This window comes from Pseudomonas sp. LG1E9, from assembly GCF_003290225.1.
Lineage (GTDB): Bacteria > Pseudomonadota > Gammaproteobacteria > Pseudomonadales > Pseudomonadaceae > Aquipseudomonas > Aquipseudomonas cyclaminis.
The window spans coordinates 373,549-390,636 of sequence record NZ_CP029983.1 but is presented as its reverse complement, the minus strand read 5'-3'; the positions used below and the strand labels follow the sequence as shown (position 1 = coordinate 390,636).

Here is a 17,088-nt window from a genome sequence, read left to right as displayed (position 1 = left end):
GTGCCTCAGCCTTTCTTGTTATCGAATGTGGCCTTGACGATCTCGCCGATGCCGCCGACCGCGCCGATCACCTGGCTGGCTTCAAGCGGCATCAGGATGACCTTGCTGTTATTGGCCGAGGCCAGTTTGCCGAGGGCGTCGATGTATTTTTGCGCAACGAAGTAGTTGATGGCCTGCACGTTACCGGTAGCGATGGCCTCGGAAACAACCTGTGTGGCACGGGCCTCAGCCTCTGCTTGACGCTCACGGGCTTCAGACTCCAGGAACGCGGCTTGGCGTCCACCTTCAGCTTCAAGAATCTGTGCCTGCTTCTTGCCTTCGGCAGTCAGGATCGCCGACGCCCGCAGGCCCTCGGCCTCAAGGATTTGTGCACGTTTGATCCGCTCGGCTTTCATCTGGCCGGACATGGCAGCCATCAGGTCGGCGGGCGGGCTGATGTCCTTGATCTCGATACGGGTGATCTTGATGCCCCACGGAGCAGTGGCTTCATCCACGGTTCGCAGCAGTTTTTCGTTGATGCCGTCACGCTGGCTGAGCATGGCATCCAGCTCCATGGAGCCCAGGACGGTACGGATATTGGTTTGCAGCAGGTTGCGGATGGCGTGTTCGAGGTTGTTGACCTCGTAGGCGGCCTGGGCGGTATTGACCACCTGGAAGAAGCACACAGCGTCGATCTGCACGGTGGCGTTGTCGGCGGTGATGACTTCCTGGGGTGGAATATCCAGCACGCTTTCCATCACGTTGATCTTGCGACCGATGCGGTCCATGACCGGGATGATGATGTTCAGGCCGGGCTTGAGGGTGTTGGTATAACGGCCGAAACGCTCGACCGTCCATTGGTAGCCCTGAGGTACCACCTTGAAGCCCATGAATAATATGGCGGCGGCCAAACCTACGAAAAGAAGCAGTACGGTTCCGATCTGCATAGCGATTCCCTATCTGATGGTGTCAGTTAAACGGCGTTCGGCCGATTGTAACGGGGTTGTCACCGATAAGAACGCTTTCAGCGAGCTGTAATCAAAGGATTTGTTACCGAGTCCCCAGGCGTTACTCGCAACACTTCGGCCATTGTGGTCAGCCCCGCTTGCGCCTTGCTCACTCCGGCCATGCGCAGGCTGCGCATGCCCTGCGCAACAGCTGCCCGGCGCAGGGTCTGCACGTCGGCGCCGGGAGTGATCAGTGCCTTGATCGACTCATCCAATACCATGACTTCGTAGACTCCTGCGCGTCCCCGATACCCGCTGTTGCGGCATTCCCCACACCCAATGGCCTCGTGGGCATCGCCCGTCGAGCGCTTGCAATGAGGACACAGCACTCGCACCAAGCGCTGCGCCATGACGCCCAACAGGGTGGCCTTGATCAAATAATGAGCGATACCCAGTTCCTGCAAGCGGCTGATAGCGCTGGGCGCATCGTTAGTGTGCAGCGTCGATAGCACCAAGTGCCCGGTAAGCGCGGCCTGGATCGCCATTTCTGCGGTTTCCTGGTCGCGAATCTCGCCGATCATGATGATGTCCGGGTCTTGGCGCAGCAGGGCGCGGATACCGCTGGCGAAGGTCAGGTCGATGTTGTGCTGCACCTGCATCTGGTTGAACGCCGGCTCGACCATCTCGATCGGGTCTTCCACCGTGCACAGGTTGAGTTCCCGTGTCGCCAGTTGCTTGAGCGTGGTGTAAAGGGTGCTGGTTTTGCCTGAGCCGGTAGGGCCGGTGACCAGGATGATGCCGTTGCTCTGGCTCGTCATGGCGTGCCAGCGCTGCTGGTCCTCGGTGGACAAACCCAGCCGGTCAAAATCCTTGAGCAGCACTTGGGGGTCGAAAATCCGCATCACCAGTTTTTCGCCGAAGGCCGTCGGCAACGTCGACAGACGCAACTCAACTTCCGCACCGGCCGGGCTTTTGGTTTTGACCCGGCCGTCCTGGGGTTTGCGCTTTTCTGCCACGTTCATCCGGCCCAGGCTTTTCAGGCGGCTGACCACTGCCATCGTCACCTGGGGTGGAAATTGGTAGACGTCGTGCAGCAGCCCATCAATGCGAAAACGCACCCGGCCCTGCTCACTGCCAGGCTCGATATGAATATCACTGGCCCTTTGGGCGAAGGCGTATTGCAACAGCCAGTCGACGATATTGACGATATGCGCGTCATTGGCGTCCGGCTCCTGTTCGCTGGCGCCCAGGTTGAGCAACTCGAAATTCCCAGGCACTGCGACCTTTTGATCCGCACCGCTGACGGACTTCGCCAACCGGTAAAACTCGCTGATACACCGCTGAATGTCCTGGGGGTTGGCAACCACGCGCTTGATCGACCGCTTGAGCACTTGCGCCAGCCCGGACTCCCAACTGCTGACGTGGGGCTGGGCACTGGCGACGGTGACGGTGTGCGTATCCACAGCCACGGCCAGAATGGCGTGGCGCTGGGCGAACGCGTGGGACATCAGCGGCACCACCGTTGCGACATCGATCTTCAGCGGGTCGATACGCAGGTAAGGTTGCCCGACATGCCGGGCCAGCCATTGGGTCAGGGTTTCCAGGGACGGCCCATGGGCGGCGATGCACTCTAACGGGTGCTGGGTGTCGCTGGCCGGCATCGCCGATAACCGCTGCGCGGTGTCGGGGGTTATCAAACCGTTCGCTACCAAGTCCGGCAGCAACGCATGCAGTTCCAATCGCTGATCAACAGCCATGTAGGGAATCCTGGGTAGCCTTGGATGAAATTTCAGGCTAGCCAGCCCCTGGATTTCCTCCTCCCAGCGTGTGTTGCAGGTCTTTACTGAGCGGCTGCAACCATCGCCGCAGGCCCCACGCAATCAGCCGGCCACAGGTCCAGCGCACACACGCTGATCAGGTTTCGAATCTTTTCACCGATGACCTGGGCCCGATGCCAGCTCAAACCATCGATCACGATATCGATGCTCAGCAGGTCGTCTTCCCGGTTCACGCTGACGTGCCGAGGGGTCAGGAATTGCAGCGCAAAGTAGTTGAGTACCCGGCACAACACATCAGGCTCCGCCTCGGCGACGATCTGGTAATGCGCCTCGCAATGAGCGCTGGTGACAGCCCACGCATCGACGCGGGCAGCAGGGTGAGTGGTTTCGACGGCGTGCATGCTGACTCTCCAGATTCGACTGGAGGAATTTTTACATTCGCCAACGGAGATTTCTTATCTAAGATGGGCGTTATATGCGCGAAATCGAATAAATCAATTCAATATTACGAAAGTGAAAGGTATTTTTATGCACAGCGAGTTGGACGTCTACGACCGTCGCATCCTGGCCCTGTTGCAAGAGGACGCTTCGCTCTCCAGCGCACAGATCGCCGAACAGGTGGGATTGTCCCAATCGCCATGCTGGCGGCGTATTCAGCGGCTCAAGGATGAGGGGGTTATCCGCGGCCAGGTGACGCTGTTGGATCGCAAGAAGATTGGCCTCAACACGCAGATTTTTGCCGAGGTCAAACTCAACGCCCACGGCCGATCCAACTTCACTGAGTTCACCGACGCGATTCGCGGCTTTCCAGAAGTATTGGAGTGTTATGTGCTGATGGGGGCGGTGGATTTTCTGCTGCGCATCGTGACGTCGGACATCGAGGCGTACGAGCGGTTTTTCTTTGAGAAGTTGTCGATGGTGCCGGGGATTCAGGAGGTCAACTCGATTGTGGCGTTGTCGGAGATCAAGTCCACCACCAGCCTGCCAGTATTGCGCTGACAGGGAAGGCTCATCGCGGGCAAGCCCGGCTCCCACAGGAGAATGCATTCCAATGTGGGAGCGGGCTTGCCGCGATAGCGATCTTACAGACGCAGCAGGGTCTTCCAGGCCCGATTCTGATACACCGCAATTGCCTGGTGCATCCGCGCATCCAGCGACTCATCGGTAATCGGCTGGTTGGCCAGTTGCGCCAACTTGTTCAGCTCGCCGTACAAGCGGTCCAGCTCCGGAATGTCCACCACCTGGCGTGCATGGTGCAGCCACGCCTGGATGCGTTCGATACGCGGCAGTTGCTCGGCCAGGTCTTCCGGCTGCTGCTGGTAGCGTGGCAGTTGCAGGGCGACGGCGTCCTCGGCCAGCAGGCGCGGCAGCCAGTTGGTGATCTGCGCGGCGCCCTGGCGGTTGCCACGCACGTTGCGGTCGGCAGTCCAGGTGCGAGCCAGCAGCCAGCGCGACAGGTTCAGTGAGAACAGGCCCCAGCGCACGTCGTCCAATTCTTCGACGAACTGCTCCGGCGCAGCTTTGCGGATGTCTTCATCGTCGTCACCGGCCTGGACCAGCGGGCGCCAGTCTTCCAGCAACGCATCGAGTACGCTGCGCAGTTCGCTGGTGGATTGACGCGGTGCGGCCTGGCCGAGACTGCCGATCAGGGCGCGCAGTTCGCCGAGGTTGTCGACCCAGTCTTGCAGCAGGCGCCAGTGGCCATTGAAACGGTATTGCTCAGCCAGGCGCTGGCTGCTGCCCAGCAGGTGCCACATGATCGCGGCGAAGGCATCGTCCAGCGGCATTTCGGCGTGGATCTGCGGCGCCGGCAGGCTCAGGGAGTAGCTGCTGGCGTCATAAAGACGGTAGCCGCGCTCGGCCTTGCTGATATCGCAGGGCATCAGGGCCAGGGTCGCGGCCAGCTCGGCGGCCAGCTCCAGCAGGGCCGCCGGTTCGCCTTCGCGCAGTTCCAGTTCCAGCTCGCAGATTTCTTCTTTCTGCTTGCCGACCACCACGTGGCCCAGGTCCAGGGCGGCTTCGATCACAACTTTGGCCTTGCCGCGACCCCAGGCGATTTCGGCGCGTTCACGCACGAAGTCGGTGGTGAAGATCGGCTTGAGGGTCTTTTTGTCCAGCTCGGACAGTTGCTCGGGCCAGCATTCGCCGTCGAGCTTCTTCACGTCGAGCTTGGCTTTGGGCAGGTCCCAGTTGTACTCGTTGCGTTCCGACAAGCCGGCGATGCTCTGGCCACGGGTCTTGAGGGTCTGGATGATCTCGTCACCGTCCTTGCGCAGGCGCAGGGCGACTTTGGCCTGGGCCAGGTCGCGCTCGGGGGTGTCAAAGTACTGGTTCATCAACTCACGGCGTTCCCAGCCACTTTTGTTGCGTTTTTTCAGTAACGGGTGCTCACGCAGCGCGGCGAGTGTTTCGCGGCTGACGCGGAGCTTGATTTCGGTTTCTTTCTGCATGGCCGGAAAATCCAGGATCGGGAGCGCAGCCGGGGAAAAGTGTGGCTGCCAAGGTCGTGCAGTGTACAGGACTGAGCCCGGCAACGTGCCGCAACGGTTTATTGTGTCGTGCAGATGGCTCTATAGTGGGGCTCATCCGGGAAGTTGAGAGACCGCGCATGCCGTTACCGTCCATGAAAGAGCAGTTCGCCGCCTTGATTGCAGCGCCCTCGGTCAGTTGCACCCAAGCGTCTCTCGACCAGACCAACCGCCCGGTGATCGATTTGCTCGCCAGTTGGCTGGGGGACCTGGGTTTCGCCATCGACATCCAGCAAGTCAGCCCCGGCAAGTTCAACTTGCTGGCCAGCTTCGGCAGTGGCCCTGGTGGGCTGGTGCTGGCCGGTCATAGCGACACGGTCCCTTATGACGCCGCGCTGTGGAAAACCGATCCGCTCAAACTGACGGAAGTCGACGGCCGCTGGGTAGGATTGGGCAGTTGTGACATGAAGGGCTTTTTCGCCCTGGCCATCGAGGCGGTGTTGCCGTTGCTGGACCAACCCTTCAAGCAACCGTTGCTGATCCTCGCCACCTGCGATGAAGAAAGCTCCATGTCCGGTGCCCGTGCGCTGGCCGAAGCGGGGCGCCCGCTGGGCCGCGCGGCGGTGATCGGCGAGCCCACGGGGCTCAAGCCGATCCGTCTGCACAAAGGCGTGATGATGGAGCGCATCGACATTCTTGGGCGTAGTGGCCATTCGTCGGACCCCAGCCTGGGCCACAGCGCCCTTGAAGCCATGCACGATGCCATCGGCGAACTGCGTGGCCTGCGTCTGCTCTGGCAGCGCGAGTACCGCAACCCGCAGTTCAGCGTGCCGCAACCGACCATGAACTTCGGTTGTATCCACGGCGGCGACAACCCCAACCGCATTTGCGGCCAGTGCTCCCTGGAGTTTGACCTGCGGCCCTTGCCGGGTATGGATCCCGGGGTGTTGCGCGCCGCCATCCGGCAGAAGCTCGAACCCCTGGCCGAACGGCATCAGGTGAAGATTGACTACGCGCCGCTGTTCCCCGAAGTGCCGCCGTTTGAACAACCGGAAGATGCCGAGCTGGTGCGGGTTGCGCAACGATTGACCGGTCATCTTGCCGAAGCAGTGGCGTTCGGCACCGAAGCGCCTTATCTTCAGCGCCTTGGTTGTGAAACCCTGGTGCTCGGCCCCGGCGATATCGCCTGCGCCCACCAGCCGGGCGAATACCTCGAAATGTCACGCTTGACGCCTACAGTGCGTCTATTGCGGGAACTGATCGAACATTACTGCCTGAAACCTGCATAAATTAACCCCTGCCTGTTCGTACATAGAAGGAGAGCGAGCGTGTCGCCAAGCCTGTTCCGACGATAACCATCAGCCCGCTGTGCGTTTTCACGATCCTTCCTTTTTTGGCTGCTTTTTATTACAGGCCCAGGTGTTATGCCCGAATACGTCAATTGGCTTCGTCACGCTTCGCCCTACATCAACGCTCACCGCGACTGCACCTTTGTAGTCATGCTGCCTGGCGACGGTGTGGACCATCCCAACTTCGGCAATATCGTCCACGACCTGGTGCTGCTCCACAGCCTGGGCGTGCGGCTGGTGCTGGTTCATGGGTCGCGCCCACAAATCGAAGCGCGCCTTGAAGCACGTGGCCTGGTCCCGGCTTATCACGAAGGCATGCGCATCACCGACGCGCCGACGCTGGAGTGTGTGATTGACGCGGTCGGCCACTTGCGTATCGCTATTGAAGCGCGCTTGTCGATGGACATGGCCTCATCGCCGATGCAGGGTTCGCGCCTGCGGGTGGCCAGCGGCAACCTCGTCACGGCGCGTCCGATCGGCGTGCTCGAAGGCGTCGATTACCACCACACCGGCGAAGTGCGTCGGGTCGACCGCAAGGGCATCAACCGCTTGCTGGACGAGCGATCCATCGTGCTGCTATCGCCATTGGGTTACTCGCCCACCGGTGAGATCTTCAACCTGGCCTGCGAAGACGTCGCCACCCGCGCCGCCATCGACCTGGGTGCCGACAAACTGCTGCTGTTCGGCGCCGACCTGGGCCTGATCGATGAAAATGGCCGGTTGGTGCGCGAACTGCGTCCGCAACAAGTGCCGGCTCACCTGCAACGCCTGGGTAGCAGCAACTACCAGGCCGAGCTGCTTGACGCGGCGGCCGAGGCTTGCCGGGGCGGGGTAGGGCGCAGCCATATCGTCAGCTACGCCGAAGATGGCGCGCTGCTCACCGAGCTGTTTACCCGCGATGGCGGCGGCACCTTGGTGGCCCAGGAGCAATTCGAACTGGTGCGCGAGGCGGCGATTGAAGACGTCGGTGGTTTGCTCGACCTGATCAGCCCGCTGGAAGAACAAGGCATCCTGGTACGCCGTTCGCGGGAAGTGCTGGAGCGTGAGATCGAGCAGTTCAGCGTGGTCGAGCGCGAAGGCATGATCATCGCCTGTGCGGCGCTGTATCAGATTGCCGATTCGGATGCGGGTGAGTTGGCGTGCCTGGCGGTGAACCCGGAGTATCGCCATGGCGGGCGTGGTGATGAGTTGCTCGAACGCATTGAAACCCGTGCCCGGGCCCAAGGCTTGAAAACCTTGTTCGTCCTCACCACCCGTACCGCTCACTGGTTCCGTGAGCGTGGTTTTGTACCGAGTACCGTCGACCGGCTGCCGTCGGCGCGGGCGTCGCTGTACAACTACCAGCGTAATTCGAAGATCTTCGAAAAGGCGCTGTAAGCCTGATCTTCAACGCGCTGAGGATCCAAATGTGGGAGGGGGCTTGCCCCCGATGAGGGAGTGTCAGTGAACTAATGAGCGACTGATACACCGCCATCGGGGGCAAGCCCCCTCCCACATGTTTGAGCGCATTTATTCCTTGGCGAATTTGTCGGTCACGAAGGCCGAATATATTGATTTGCGCCGATACGATGAACGCGACGATGGGGAGATTGCGCGAGTCAGCTGCTGCCAGCGGGCTGGAACCGAGGTTGCCGATGGTCAAATCGGCGGCTTGGACAGCACAAGAAATTATTAGTGACACAAAAACTGTAACAAATTGACGGGAGGATATGCGTTTGGCCATGATGGCGTCGCCTTTTTGATCGTGGGTGACGTATGCAACAGAGCGATCACACTAATCGATCTAAAAAAGCGCTAACAAATACCCTTTAGGAATTAGCTTATGGAGCGGCTGGTCTACCCTGACCTGTCCGAATCATGCAAAGGCTTATTCCTGGATCGTATGAAAAAGAATGAAATAATTCTTTTTGGGTGTATGAAAAACTCATTACCCTGCAGGGACCAAATCAACTGCGATTAGACGAAGGTAGTAGACACACAAGGTTACGATTGACTTGTCAGTCACTATCCGGTGGTAATCGCGCATCTGTGGATCTAGGGCGTCAGACCCGAGACCGAAGAAATACAAAAATTAGAAATGAGAGGAGCGGTACATGAATAAGTCCACCTTGGCTTTGGCTGTAGCTTTGGGCGCGATCGCCCAGCAAGCAGGCGCTGCCGGTTTTATCGAAGACAGCAAGGCCACACTGGGGCTGCGTAACTTCTATATCAATACTGATAACCGTGATGGCGCTACCAAAGCGGCCGGCGCGCAGAACAAGTCGGAAGAGTGGGGCCAAGCTTTCGACCTGCGCTTCATCTCCGGTTACACCCAAGGCACCGTAGGCTTTGGTCTTGACGCTATCGGCCTGCTGGGCGTGCGTCTGGATTCGGGCGGCGGCACCAACGGTGCCACTAAACCTTCGACCGGCAACGCTGGTTCTTACGGCGGCACGGTTTTCCCGAGCAAGTCCAACGGCGAAGCTGTTGATAACTACTCCAGCCTGGGCCTGACTGCCAAAGCCAAGATCTCCCAGACCGAATTGAAGCTGGGCACGCTGCAGCCAAAGCTGCCGGTTCTGGTGACCAACGATGGTCGTCTGCTGCCGCAAACCTTCCAGGGTGGCCAGATTACTACCAACGATATCAAGGACTTCACGCTGGTAGCGGGTCAGATCGAAAAGGCCAAGGGTCGTAACTCCAGCAACGTTGAAAACCTGTCTATCGCAGGTGCCAACGGTCGTACGGCCTCTGGCCGCGACAGCAACAAGTTCTATTACGCCGGTGGTGACTACAAAATCACCAAAGACCTGACTGCCCAGTACTACTACGGCAACCTGGATCAGTTCTACAAGCAACACTTCCTGGGCCTGCTGCACAACTGGGCCATCGGTCCTGGCGTGTTGAAAACCGACTTGCGCTACTTCAATAGCCGCTCTGACGGTAACAACAGCAACGACGCCACCTACTACACCAGCGGTGACTACGGTACTAACGCCGCCGGTAACAACATCACCAAAGGTAAAGTCGACAACAACCTGTACAGCGGCTTGTTTCTGTACACCGTTGAAGGTCACACCTTCGGTGGCGGTTACCAGGCCAGCAACGGCAACAGTGACTTCCCGTTCCTGAACCAGGGCGACGGTGCGTCGGCCTATCTGACCACTGACATGCAGATCGCCAAGTTCGCTCGCGCTGGCGAACGCACCTGGCAAGCTCGCTACGCTTATGACTTCGCCAAGGTTGGCGTGCCTGGCCTGACCGCCGGTGTGGTTTACCTGCGTGGCGATAACATCGACACTGCCGGCAAGGTCGGCTCTACAACGCCGCAACCTACTGTGAACTCCAACGGCGCGAGCGAGTGGGAACGTGACATCACTGTTGCCTACGTCGTGCCACAAGGTCCGCTGAAGAACGTTGGCGTAGCCTGGAAAAACGCCATGTGGCGCAACGACATTGCCGGCCAGCGCAATCAGGACGAAAACCGTCTGATCGTCAGCTACTCGCTGCCACTGTTCTAGTAGCGTGAAGTTGTTGTAAGACTGTAAAAACCTTGCCCGGCGCAACGCCGGGCAAGGTGTCTTGCTTTCAAGTCGGGCTAAACCCCCGCAAGCCCTTCCTGAACCCCTCTTTGTACAGCGTCTCAAGGCCTTCTCGAACCTTGGAGCCGATGGTGCGCCTCACTCTTTGCCGCGTCCAATGAACCCTTTTTTAATATTCCTATATCGTCTAGATAAATCGATATTTATTCTTTTTAAATCATCCACAATCCATGCACAGTGGGCTCCATAAGCACTCATCAGGAGCCACACCATGAGCCTAAGACTGGGCGATATCGCCCCCGACTTCGAACAGGATTCCAGCGCCGGCAAGATTCGTTTCCACGAATGGTTGGGCGATAGCTGGGGTGTGTTGTTTTCCCACCCGGCGGACTTCACCCCGGTGTGCACCACCGAGCTGGGTTTTACCGCCAAGCTCAAGGACGAGTTCGCCCAGCGCGGCGTCAAGGCCATCGCCCTGTCGGTCGACCCGGTGGATTCGCACCACAAGTGGATCGAAGACATCAACGAAACCCAGAACACTATTGTCAACTTCCCGATCCTGGCCGACGCCGACCGCAAGGTCTCGGACCTCTACGACCTGATCCACCCGAACGCCAGTGACACCCTCACCGTGCGCTCCTTGTTCGTGATCGACCCGAACAAAAAGATTCGCCTGACCATCACATACCCGGCCAGCACCGGGCGTAACTTCCACGAAATCCTGCGGGTCATCGACTCGCTGCAGCTGACCGACAACCACAAGGTCGCCACCCCCGCCAACTGGCAGGACGGTGATGAAGTGGTGATTGTGCCGTCGCTCAAGGATGAGGAAGAGATCAAGAAGCGCTTTCCCAAGGGCTATCGCGCTGTGAAGCCGTACCTGCGGCTCACCCCGCAACCCAATCGTTGAAGCGGATATAGCCATCGGGGGCAAGCCCCCTCCCACAGTTGACCGCGTTCTCCTGTGGGAGGGGGCTTGCCCCCGATGGTGTCGGTCAATGCAACACCTTCGAAAGTGAATCACAGCAGGGGTTTTCAGGCCGTTTCGACGGCCTTTTTTTTCGCCTGGCGGTTTATAACTCGCATATGCATTTAAAGAATAAACAAATGAAAAAATAAGATTTATAGATATATAAATCTGCTGATAAGGTCTGTCACATATTGGCGCCATCGCCACACAGCGAACCGCCGGCACTAGCTCAAGGAATTCCTGCATGTTGGTCGTAACACTTGGAGGCAGTCCCAGCCAGCGTTCCCGCTCCGGGGTCTTGCTGGAAAAAACCCGTCAATGGTTGCAAGACAAAGGCGTTGAAGTGGTGAGTTACCAGATACGGGACTTCCCGGCCGAAGACTTGCTGCATGCGCGCTTCGACAGCCCCAAGGTCATCGACCTGCTGCAACAGGTGGCTAATGCGGATGGCCTGGTGATCGCCACGCCGGTGTACAAGGCGTCGTTCTCGGGTGCATTGAAAACCGTGCTCGACCTGCTGCCTGAACGCGCCCTGGCCCACAAGATCGTTTTGCCGATGGCCACCGGTGGCAGCATCGCCCATATGCTGGCCGTGGACTACGCGCTCAAACCGGTGCTGTCGGCGTTGAAAGCCCAGGAATTGCTCCACGGCATTTTTGCCGAAGACAGCCAGATCGCCTACGCCGAAGGCAGCGCTCAGGCGCAACTGGTGCCTGTGCTCGAACACCGTTTGCATGAGTCGCTGGAGCAGCTCTACAGCGCCATGGCCCGTCGCCCGAAACCGCTGGACCCCCATGTGTTGAATGACCGTTTGTTGACTGCTCGCTGGAGCATCTGAGCCTTACCCCTTTAAGAAACACTCACCTTACTCAGCCGCCAACGGCCAAGCAGGTGCAGCCAAAACCCTAATCGCATATTTGGAGAGAGCGCCATGCGCACTGTCATCTTGCGTCGTGGTCTGGTCGCACTGTTTGCTGCGGCTGTGTCCTTCGGCGCCATTGTTCAAGCTCAAGCCGCCGAGACCCTGCGGATCGGTTATCAGAAGTACGGCACCCTGGTGCTGCTCAAGGCCAAGGGCACCCTGGAAAAACGCCTGGCCGCCCAAGGCGTGCAGGTGCAATGGACCGAGTTTCCGGGCGGCCCGCAATTGCTTGAGGGCCTGAACGTCGGCTCCATCGACTTCGGCGTTACCGGCGAAACCCCACCGGTGTTCGCCCAGGCGGCAGGTGCCGATCTGCTCTACGTGGCCTACGAGCCGCCAGCGCCGACCAGTGAAGCGATCCTGGTGCCGAAAGACTCGACGATCAAATCGGTGGCCGAGCTCAAGGGCAAGAAAATCGTGCTCAACAAAGGCTCCAACGTGCACTACCTGCTGGTTCGTGCACTGGAAGACGCCGGCCTCAAATACACCGACGTGCAGACGGTGTTCCTGCCGCCCGCCGATGCCCGCGCCGCATTCGAACGTGGCAGCGTAGATGCCTGGGTGATCTGGGACCCATACCAGGCCGCCGCCGAGAAACAACTGCAAGCCCGCACCCTGCGCGACGGCAGCGGCATCGCCGACAACCATCAGTTCTACCTGGCGACCAAACCCTACGCCGAGCAGCACCCTGAAGTGGTCAAGGCGCTGATTGAAGAAGTGCGTGCCGTGGGCGAATGGTCCAAGGCCAACCCACAGGAAGTGACTGAACAAGTTGCGCCCCTGCTTGGCCTGCCGGCGGACATCACCCTGACCTCGGTGAAACGCCAAGGCTACGGCGCGCTGTTTCTGACCCCTGAGGTGGTCGCCGCCCAGCAGAAAATCGCCGATACCTTCTACCAACTCAAATTGATCCCCAAGCCCTTGAGCATCAAGGACGTGATCTGGACGCCACCCGCCGCTGTGGCCAAAGCGCCGTAATTCGACTTCTTCAGGAGACAACTCCATGAGCCTCAATATTTTCTGGTTCCTGCCTACCCACGGCGACGGCCATTACCTTGGCACCGCCGAAGGCGCTCGCGCCGTCGACCACGGTTATTTGCAGCAAGTGGCCCAGGCCGCTGATCGCCTGGGCTTCGGCGGGGTGTTGATCCCCACCGGACGCTCCTGCGAAGACTCGTGGCTGGTGGCCGCCTCGCTGATCCCGGTGACCCAGCGTCTGAAATTCCTTGTTGCCCTGCGCCCCGGGATCATTTCCCCGACGGTGGCGGCGCGTCAGGCTGCGACCCTGGATCGCCTGTCCGGCGGCCGTGCGTTGTTCAACCTGGTCACCGGTGGTGATCCGGAAGAATTGGCCGGCGATGGCTTGTTTCTCACTCACGAGGAACGCTACCAGGCGTCGGTGGAATTCACTCGCATCTGGCGCCGTGTGCTGGAAGGCGAAACCGTGGATTACGACGGCGAGCACATCAGCGTCAAAGGCGCCAAATTGCTCTATCCGCCGATCCAGCAACCGCGTCCGCCGCTGTACTTCGGCGGTTCTTCCGAAGCCGCCCAGGACCTCGCCGCCGAACAGGTGGAAATGGTGCTGACCTGGGGCGAGCCCCCGGCCGCCGTCGCAGAAAAGATTGAACAGGTACGCGCCAAGGCCGCGAAACTCGGGCGCACCGTGCGCTTCGGCATTCGCCTGCATGTGATCGTGCGCGAAACCAACGATGAAGCCTGGAAAGCCGCCGACAAACTGATCTCCCATCTGGATGACGACACCATCGCCCGCGCCCAGGCTTCCCTGGCGCGCTTCGATTCGGTCGGCCAGCAACGCATGGCCGCCTTGCACGGCGGCAACCGCGACAACCTCGAAGTCAGCCCCAACCTGTGGGCCGGTGTCGGCCTGGTACGCGGTGGTGCGGGCACTGCTTTGGTGGGCGATGGCCCAACGGTTGCGGCGCGGGTCAAGGAGTACGCCGCGCTGGGCATCGACACCTTTATCTTCTCCGGCTACCCACACCTGGAAGAGTCGTATCGCGTGGCTGAACTGCTGTTTCCGCACCTGGACATCGAACGTCCCGAGCTGCCGAAAAGCGCCGGTTACGTGAGCCCGTTCGGCGAAATGGTCGCCAACGACATCCTTCCCAAAGCTGCGTCACAGAGCTGAGGCGGCGTTATGAACCTTGAAAAATTGAGCCATCGCGTAGCTCCCTGGGTGCTGCCGATTCTATTGCTGGCGGTGTGGCAGTTGTCGGTGTCGGCGGGTTGGTTGTCGACGCGCATTCTGCCGGCACCCAGTGCGGTGATTGAAGCCGGTGTCCACTTGGTTGCCAGTGGCGAAATCTGGACGCACCTGGCCATCAGTGGCTGGCGCGCCGGCCTGGGCTTTGTGATCGGCGGCAGCATCGGCCTGGCGCTGGGGTTTATCACCGGCCTGTCAAAGTGGGGCGAACGCCTGCTGGACAGCTCGGTGCAGATGATCCGCAACGTGCCGCACCTGGCGCTGATTCCGCTGGTGATCCTGTGGTTCGGGATTGACGAGACCGCGAAGATTTTCCTGGTCGCCCTCGGCACATTGTTCCCGATCTACCTGAACACCTATCACGGCATCCGCAACGTCGACCCGGCGCTCGTGGAAATGTCGCGCAGTTACGGTTTGTCCGGTTTCAGCCTGTTCTGGCAAGTGATCCTGCCGGGCGCGCTGCCTTCGATTTTGGTGGGTGTGCGTTTTGCCCTGGGCTTTATGTGGTTGACGCTGATCGTGGCGGAAACCATCTCTGCCAGCTCGGGCATCGGCTACCTGGCAATGAACGCCCGTGAATTCCTGCAAACCGACGTGGTGGTGCTGGCCATCGTGATGTACGCGATCCTTGGCAAACTGGCCGACCTGGCGGCGCGCGGTCTGGAGCGGGTGTGGTTGCGCTGGCATCCGGCGTATCAAGTGAATAAAGGAGGTGCGGCATGACGGCTCAACAACCTCCGCGCCTGCTCAAGGGGATACCCCTGGCGGTGCGCAAATTGCGCAAATCGTTCGGCGCACGGGAAGTGCTCAAAGAGATTGACCTGCACATTCCGGCGGGCCAGTTCGTGGCTGTGGTCGGCCGCAGCGGGTGCGGCAAAAGTACCTTGCTGCGCCTGCTGGCCGGCTTGGACAAAGCCAGTGGCGGCGAGCTGCTGGCCGGCTCCGCGCCGCTGAGCGAAGCGATTGAAGACACGCGGTTGATGTTCCAGGAAGCACGTTTGCTGCCGTGGAAAAAGATCATCGACAACGTGGGCCTGGGTCTCACTGGCAACTGGCGCCCCAAAGCGCTCGAAGCACTGGAAGCGGTCGGCCTGGCCGAGCGTGCCAATGAGTGGCCAGCAGCGCTGTCCGGGGGCCAGAAACAACGTGTTGCCCTGGCGCGTGCGCTGATCCATCAACCGCGCCTGCTGCTGCTCGATGAGCCATTGGGGGCACTGGATGCCCTGACCCGCATCGAGATGCAGCAACTGATCGAAAACCTCTGGCAGAAGCACGGCTTCACCGTGTTGCTGGTGACCCACGACGTCAGCGAAGCCGTGGCGATTGCCGACCGGGTGATCCTGATCGAAGACGGCGAAATCGGCCTCGATTTGATCGTCGACCTGCCACGTCCGCGTGCCCGTGGTTCACACCGCCTGGCCGCGTTGGAAGCCGAAGTGCTCAACCGTGTGCTGTCGTTGCCCGGCACGCCGCCGGAACCCGAACCTGTTTCACCGCTGCCTACGCAATTGCGTTGGGCTCAATAACTCACTTGTCCCGCGAAGGAAAAACACCATGACTATCAAAGCCATCAACGTGCGTAACCAGTTCAAAGGCACCATCAAGGAAATCGTAGTCGGCGACGTGCTGTCGGAAATCGACGTGCAGACCGCCTCCGGGATCGTCACTTCGGTGATCACCACGCGCTCGGTCAAAGAGTTGGAGCTGGTGATCGGCAGTGAAGTGATTGCGTTTGTGAAGTCGACTGAGGTGTCGATCGCGAAGTTGTGATTGGTCTTGAGGCCGCCATCGGGGGCAAGCCCCCTCCCACATGTTGAACTGTGAACACACTCAAAATGTGGGAGGGGGCTTGCCCCCGATGAGGCCAGATCGGCCAATACAAGACTCAACGCTTGGGCAGGTACGCCGGCAAATACAGCCCCACGTAAGCATCAAACACACGCATTCCTTCCTCCGCCATGCGCGGCGTAATCAGCCCATGCTGATGCACCGAGCGCGCATACACGCGATCACTCAATTCCAACGCCAGCGCGAACACATCCACATCGGTGGGCAGGGTCGGCACTTCGAAGTGCCGGCTGAACACCGCCAACATCAAATCTCCCAACTCCAGATCGTGCTGGCGATCTGCCTGGGTCACTTCGGTCAATCCGTGCTGGGCCAGGATCAACTGCCGAGCGGCGGCGTCGTTGCTGTAGATGGTGAGCATGCGCTGCTCGATTACGTAGGACAGGTCGCGCCAGTGCTTGAGCGGCTCATGCCCGATAGGCGCCTCAATGGCTGCCCGGAACGCGGCGTGCACATCGGCCGTCAACGCTTGCAGCAACGCCGGTACGCTGGCGAAAAAGTGGTACACCGACGACGGCGGAATCTGTGCACGTTCGGCCACGCTGTAGATCGACAAACTGGCCACGCCTTCGGCGGCCAGTAGGGTGCGGGCGGCGTCGAGGATCGCGTCGATCCGGGCCTGGCTGCGGGCACGGGGTTTACGCGGGGTGGCGGGGCGGGTGGTCATGGAAGTCTCCTACAAGGCAGCGGGCATTGTATGAGCACAGAGGTGGGTTGTCTGCCAGACCGCCATCCGGGGCAAGCCCCCTCCCACATTTTGATCTGTGAACACACTCAAAGTGTTGGAGGGGGCTTGCCCCCGATAAGCATGAGTATCTACACAACTCTTAAAGGCTGACACAGAATCCTGTGGTGAGCGGGCTTGTCCCGCGCTGGGCTGCGAAGCAGCCCCAATAAGGTCACCGCAGAGTGCCAGAACCAATCGAGGTGAAGGTTTTGGGGCTGCTGCGCAGCCCAGCGCGGGACAAGCCCGCTCACCACAAAAGCCCATTTGCCATAGATTGAGCATCCTCCGGAAGTTGTGTAGATGCCCATGCCCCGATAAGGCCGACTCGGTCCCCCGGAACAAACCCATAAAA

16 protein-coding genes and 1 pseudogene are annotated in these 17,088 nt (G+C 59.9%); 11 read left to right on the top strand and 6 right to left on the bottom strand.

Annotated elements, in window-relative coordinates:
• Positions 1-5: 5 nt before the first annotated feature.
• From DNK50_RS02035 to DNK50_RS02025, 3 genes are all read right to left on the bottom strand, one after another.
• Complete coding sequence (locus DNK50_RS02035) at positions 6-926, bottom strand: SPFH domain-containing protein (RefSeq protein WP_032884271.1); 921 nt, start codon at positions 924-926, stop codon at positions 6-8.
• 77 nt (positions 927-1,003) lie between these two features.
• A complete protein-coding gene (locus tag DNK50_RS02030; protein ID WP_112192709.1) occupies positions 1,004-2,683 on the bottom strand; it encodes a GspE/PulE family protein in 1,680 nt (559 codons plus the stop codon).
• Positions 2,684-2,766: 83 nt separating this feature from the next.
• Entirely contained in the window at positions 2,767-3,105 is a 339-nt protein-coding gene (locus tag DNK50_RS02025) for a hypothetical protein (protein WP_099585921.1), read from the bottom strand.
• A gap of 127 nt (positions 3,106-3,232) precedes the next feature.
• Between DNK50_RS02025 and DNK50_RS02020 the strand changes: the two genes are divergently transcribed.
• Positions 3,233-3,703, top strand: a complete 471-nt coding sequence (locus DNK50_RS02020) for an Lrp/AsnC family transcriptional regulator (RefSeq protein WP_112192708.1) — start codon at positions 3,233-3,235, stop codon at positions 3,701-3,703.
• A gap of 83 nt (positions 3,704-3,786) precedes the next feature.
• Here the strand turns inward: DNK50_RS02020 and DNK50_RS02015 are convergent, their stop codons facing one another.
• Positions 3,787-5,154 carry an inorganic triphosphatase gene (locus DNK50_RS02015; RefSeq protein ID WP_099585920.1) on the bottom strand — a complete coding sequence of 456 codons (1,368 nt, stop codon included), beginning with the start codon at positions 5,152-5,154 and terminating at the stop codon, positions 3,787-3,789.
• A gap of 158 nt (positions 5,155-5,312) precedes the next feature.
• On the opposite strand from DNK50_RS02015, the gene argE reads away from it, so the two are divergent.
• Together argE and argA are read left to right on the top strand one after the other, a co-directional pair.
• The gene (gene argE / locus DNK50_RS02010) at positions 5,313-6,461 is read left to right on the top strand and encodes an acetylornithine deacetylase (RefSeq protein ID WP_112192707.1); all 1,149 of its coding nucleotides are present in this window, start codon (positions 5,313-5,315) and stop codon (positions 6,459-6,461) included.
• A 135-nt stretch (positions 6,462-6,596) separates the two neighbouring features.
• Entirely contained in the window at positions 6,597-7,898 is a 1,302-nt protein-coding gene (gene argA / locus DNK50_RS02005) for an amino-acid N-acetyltransferase (protein WP_099585918.1), read from the top strand.
• A 172-nt stretch (positions 7,899-8,070) separates the two neighbouring features.
• Here the strand turns inward: argA and tauA are convergent.
• Positions 8,071-8,244: pseudogene (gene tauA, locus DNK50_RS29050) on the bottom strand (taurine ABC transporter substrate-binding protein); the annotation flags it as partial.
• Positions 8,245-8,614: 370 nt separating this feature from the next.
• Between tauA and DNK50_RS01995 the strand changes: the two are divergent.
• The 8 genes from DNK50_RS01995 to DNK50_RS01960 all read left to right on the top strand — a co-directional run bounded on the left by DNK50_RS01995 (position 8,615) and on the right by DNK50_RS01960 (position 15,931).
• Positions 8,615-10,021, top strand: a complete 1,407-nt coding sequence (locus DNK50_RS01995; RefSeq protein WP_112192706.1) for an OprD family porin — start codon at positions 8,615-8,617, stop codon at positions 10,019-10,021.
• A 292-nt stretch (positions 10,022-10,313) separates the two neighbouring features.
• Positions 10,314-10,952 (top strand): peroxiredoxin, encoded by a 639-nt coding sequence (locus DNK50_RS01990; RefSeq protein ID WP_016978988.1) that lies wholly within the window; start codon positions 10,314-10,316, stop codon positions 10,950-10,952.
• A 304-nt stretch (positions 10,953-11,256) separates the two neighbouring features.
• On the top strand, positions 11,257-11,850 hold the full coding sequence (ssuE, locus tag DNK50_RS01985) for an NADPH-dependent FMN reductase (protein WP_112192705.1): 594 nt from the start codon (positions 11,257-11,259) through the stop codon (positions 11,848-11,850).
• A gap of 93 nt (positions 11,851-11,943) precedes the next feature.
• Positions 11,944-12,912, top strand: a complete 969-nt coding sequence (locus DNK50_RS01980; RefSeq protein ID WP_099585915.1) for a sulfonate ABC transporter substrate-binding protein — start codon at positions 11,944-11,946, stop codon at positions 12,910-12,912.
• A 25-nt stretch (positions 12,913-12,937) separates the two neighbouring features.
• Positions 12,938-14,086, top strand: a complete 1,149-nt coding sequence (ssuD, locus tag DNK50_RS01975) for an FMNH2-dependent alkanesulfonate monooxygenase (RefSeq protein ID WP_099585914.1) — start codon at positions 12,938-12,940, stop codon at positions 14,084-14,086.
• A 9-nt stretch (positions 14,087-14,095) separates the two neighbouring features.
• Positions 14,096-14,884 carry an aliphatic sulfonate ABC transporter permease SsuC gene (ssuC, locus tag DNK50_RS01970; RefSeq protein WP_112192704.1) on the top strand — a complete coding sequence of 263 codons (789 nt, stop codon included), beginning with the start codon at positions 14,096-14,098 and terminating at the stop codon, positions 14,882-14,884.
• Entirely contained in the window at positions 14,881-15,687 is an 807-nt protein-coding gene (gene ssuB / locus DNK50_RS01965; RefSeq protein ID WP_032884247.1) for an aliphatic sulfonates ABC transporter ATP-binding protein, read from the top strand. Before ssuC ends, ssuB begins: the two co-directional genes overlap by 4 nt.
• A gap of 28 nt (positions 15,688-15,715) precedes the next feature.
• Positions 15,716-15,931 carry a molybdopterin-binding protein gene (locus tag DNK50_RS01960; RefSeq protein ID WP_003176783.1) on the top strand — a complete coding sequence of 72 codons (216 nt, stop codon included), beginning with the start codon at positions 15,716-15,718 and terminating at the stop codon, positions 15,929-15,931.
• 115 nt (positions 15,932-16,046) lie between these two features.
• On the opposite strand, the gene DNK50_RS01955 is transcribed toward DNK50_RS01960, so the two are convergent.
• The gene (locus DNK50_RS01955) at positions 16,047-16,676 is read right to left on the bottom strand and encodes a TetR/AcrR family transcriptional regulator (protein WP_112192703.1); all 630 of its coding nucleotides are present in this window, start codon (positions 16,674-16,676) and stop codon (positions 16,047-16,049) included.
• Between the last annotated feature and the right edge of the window lie 412 nt (positions 16,677-17,088).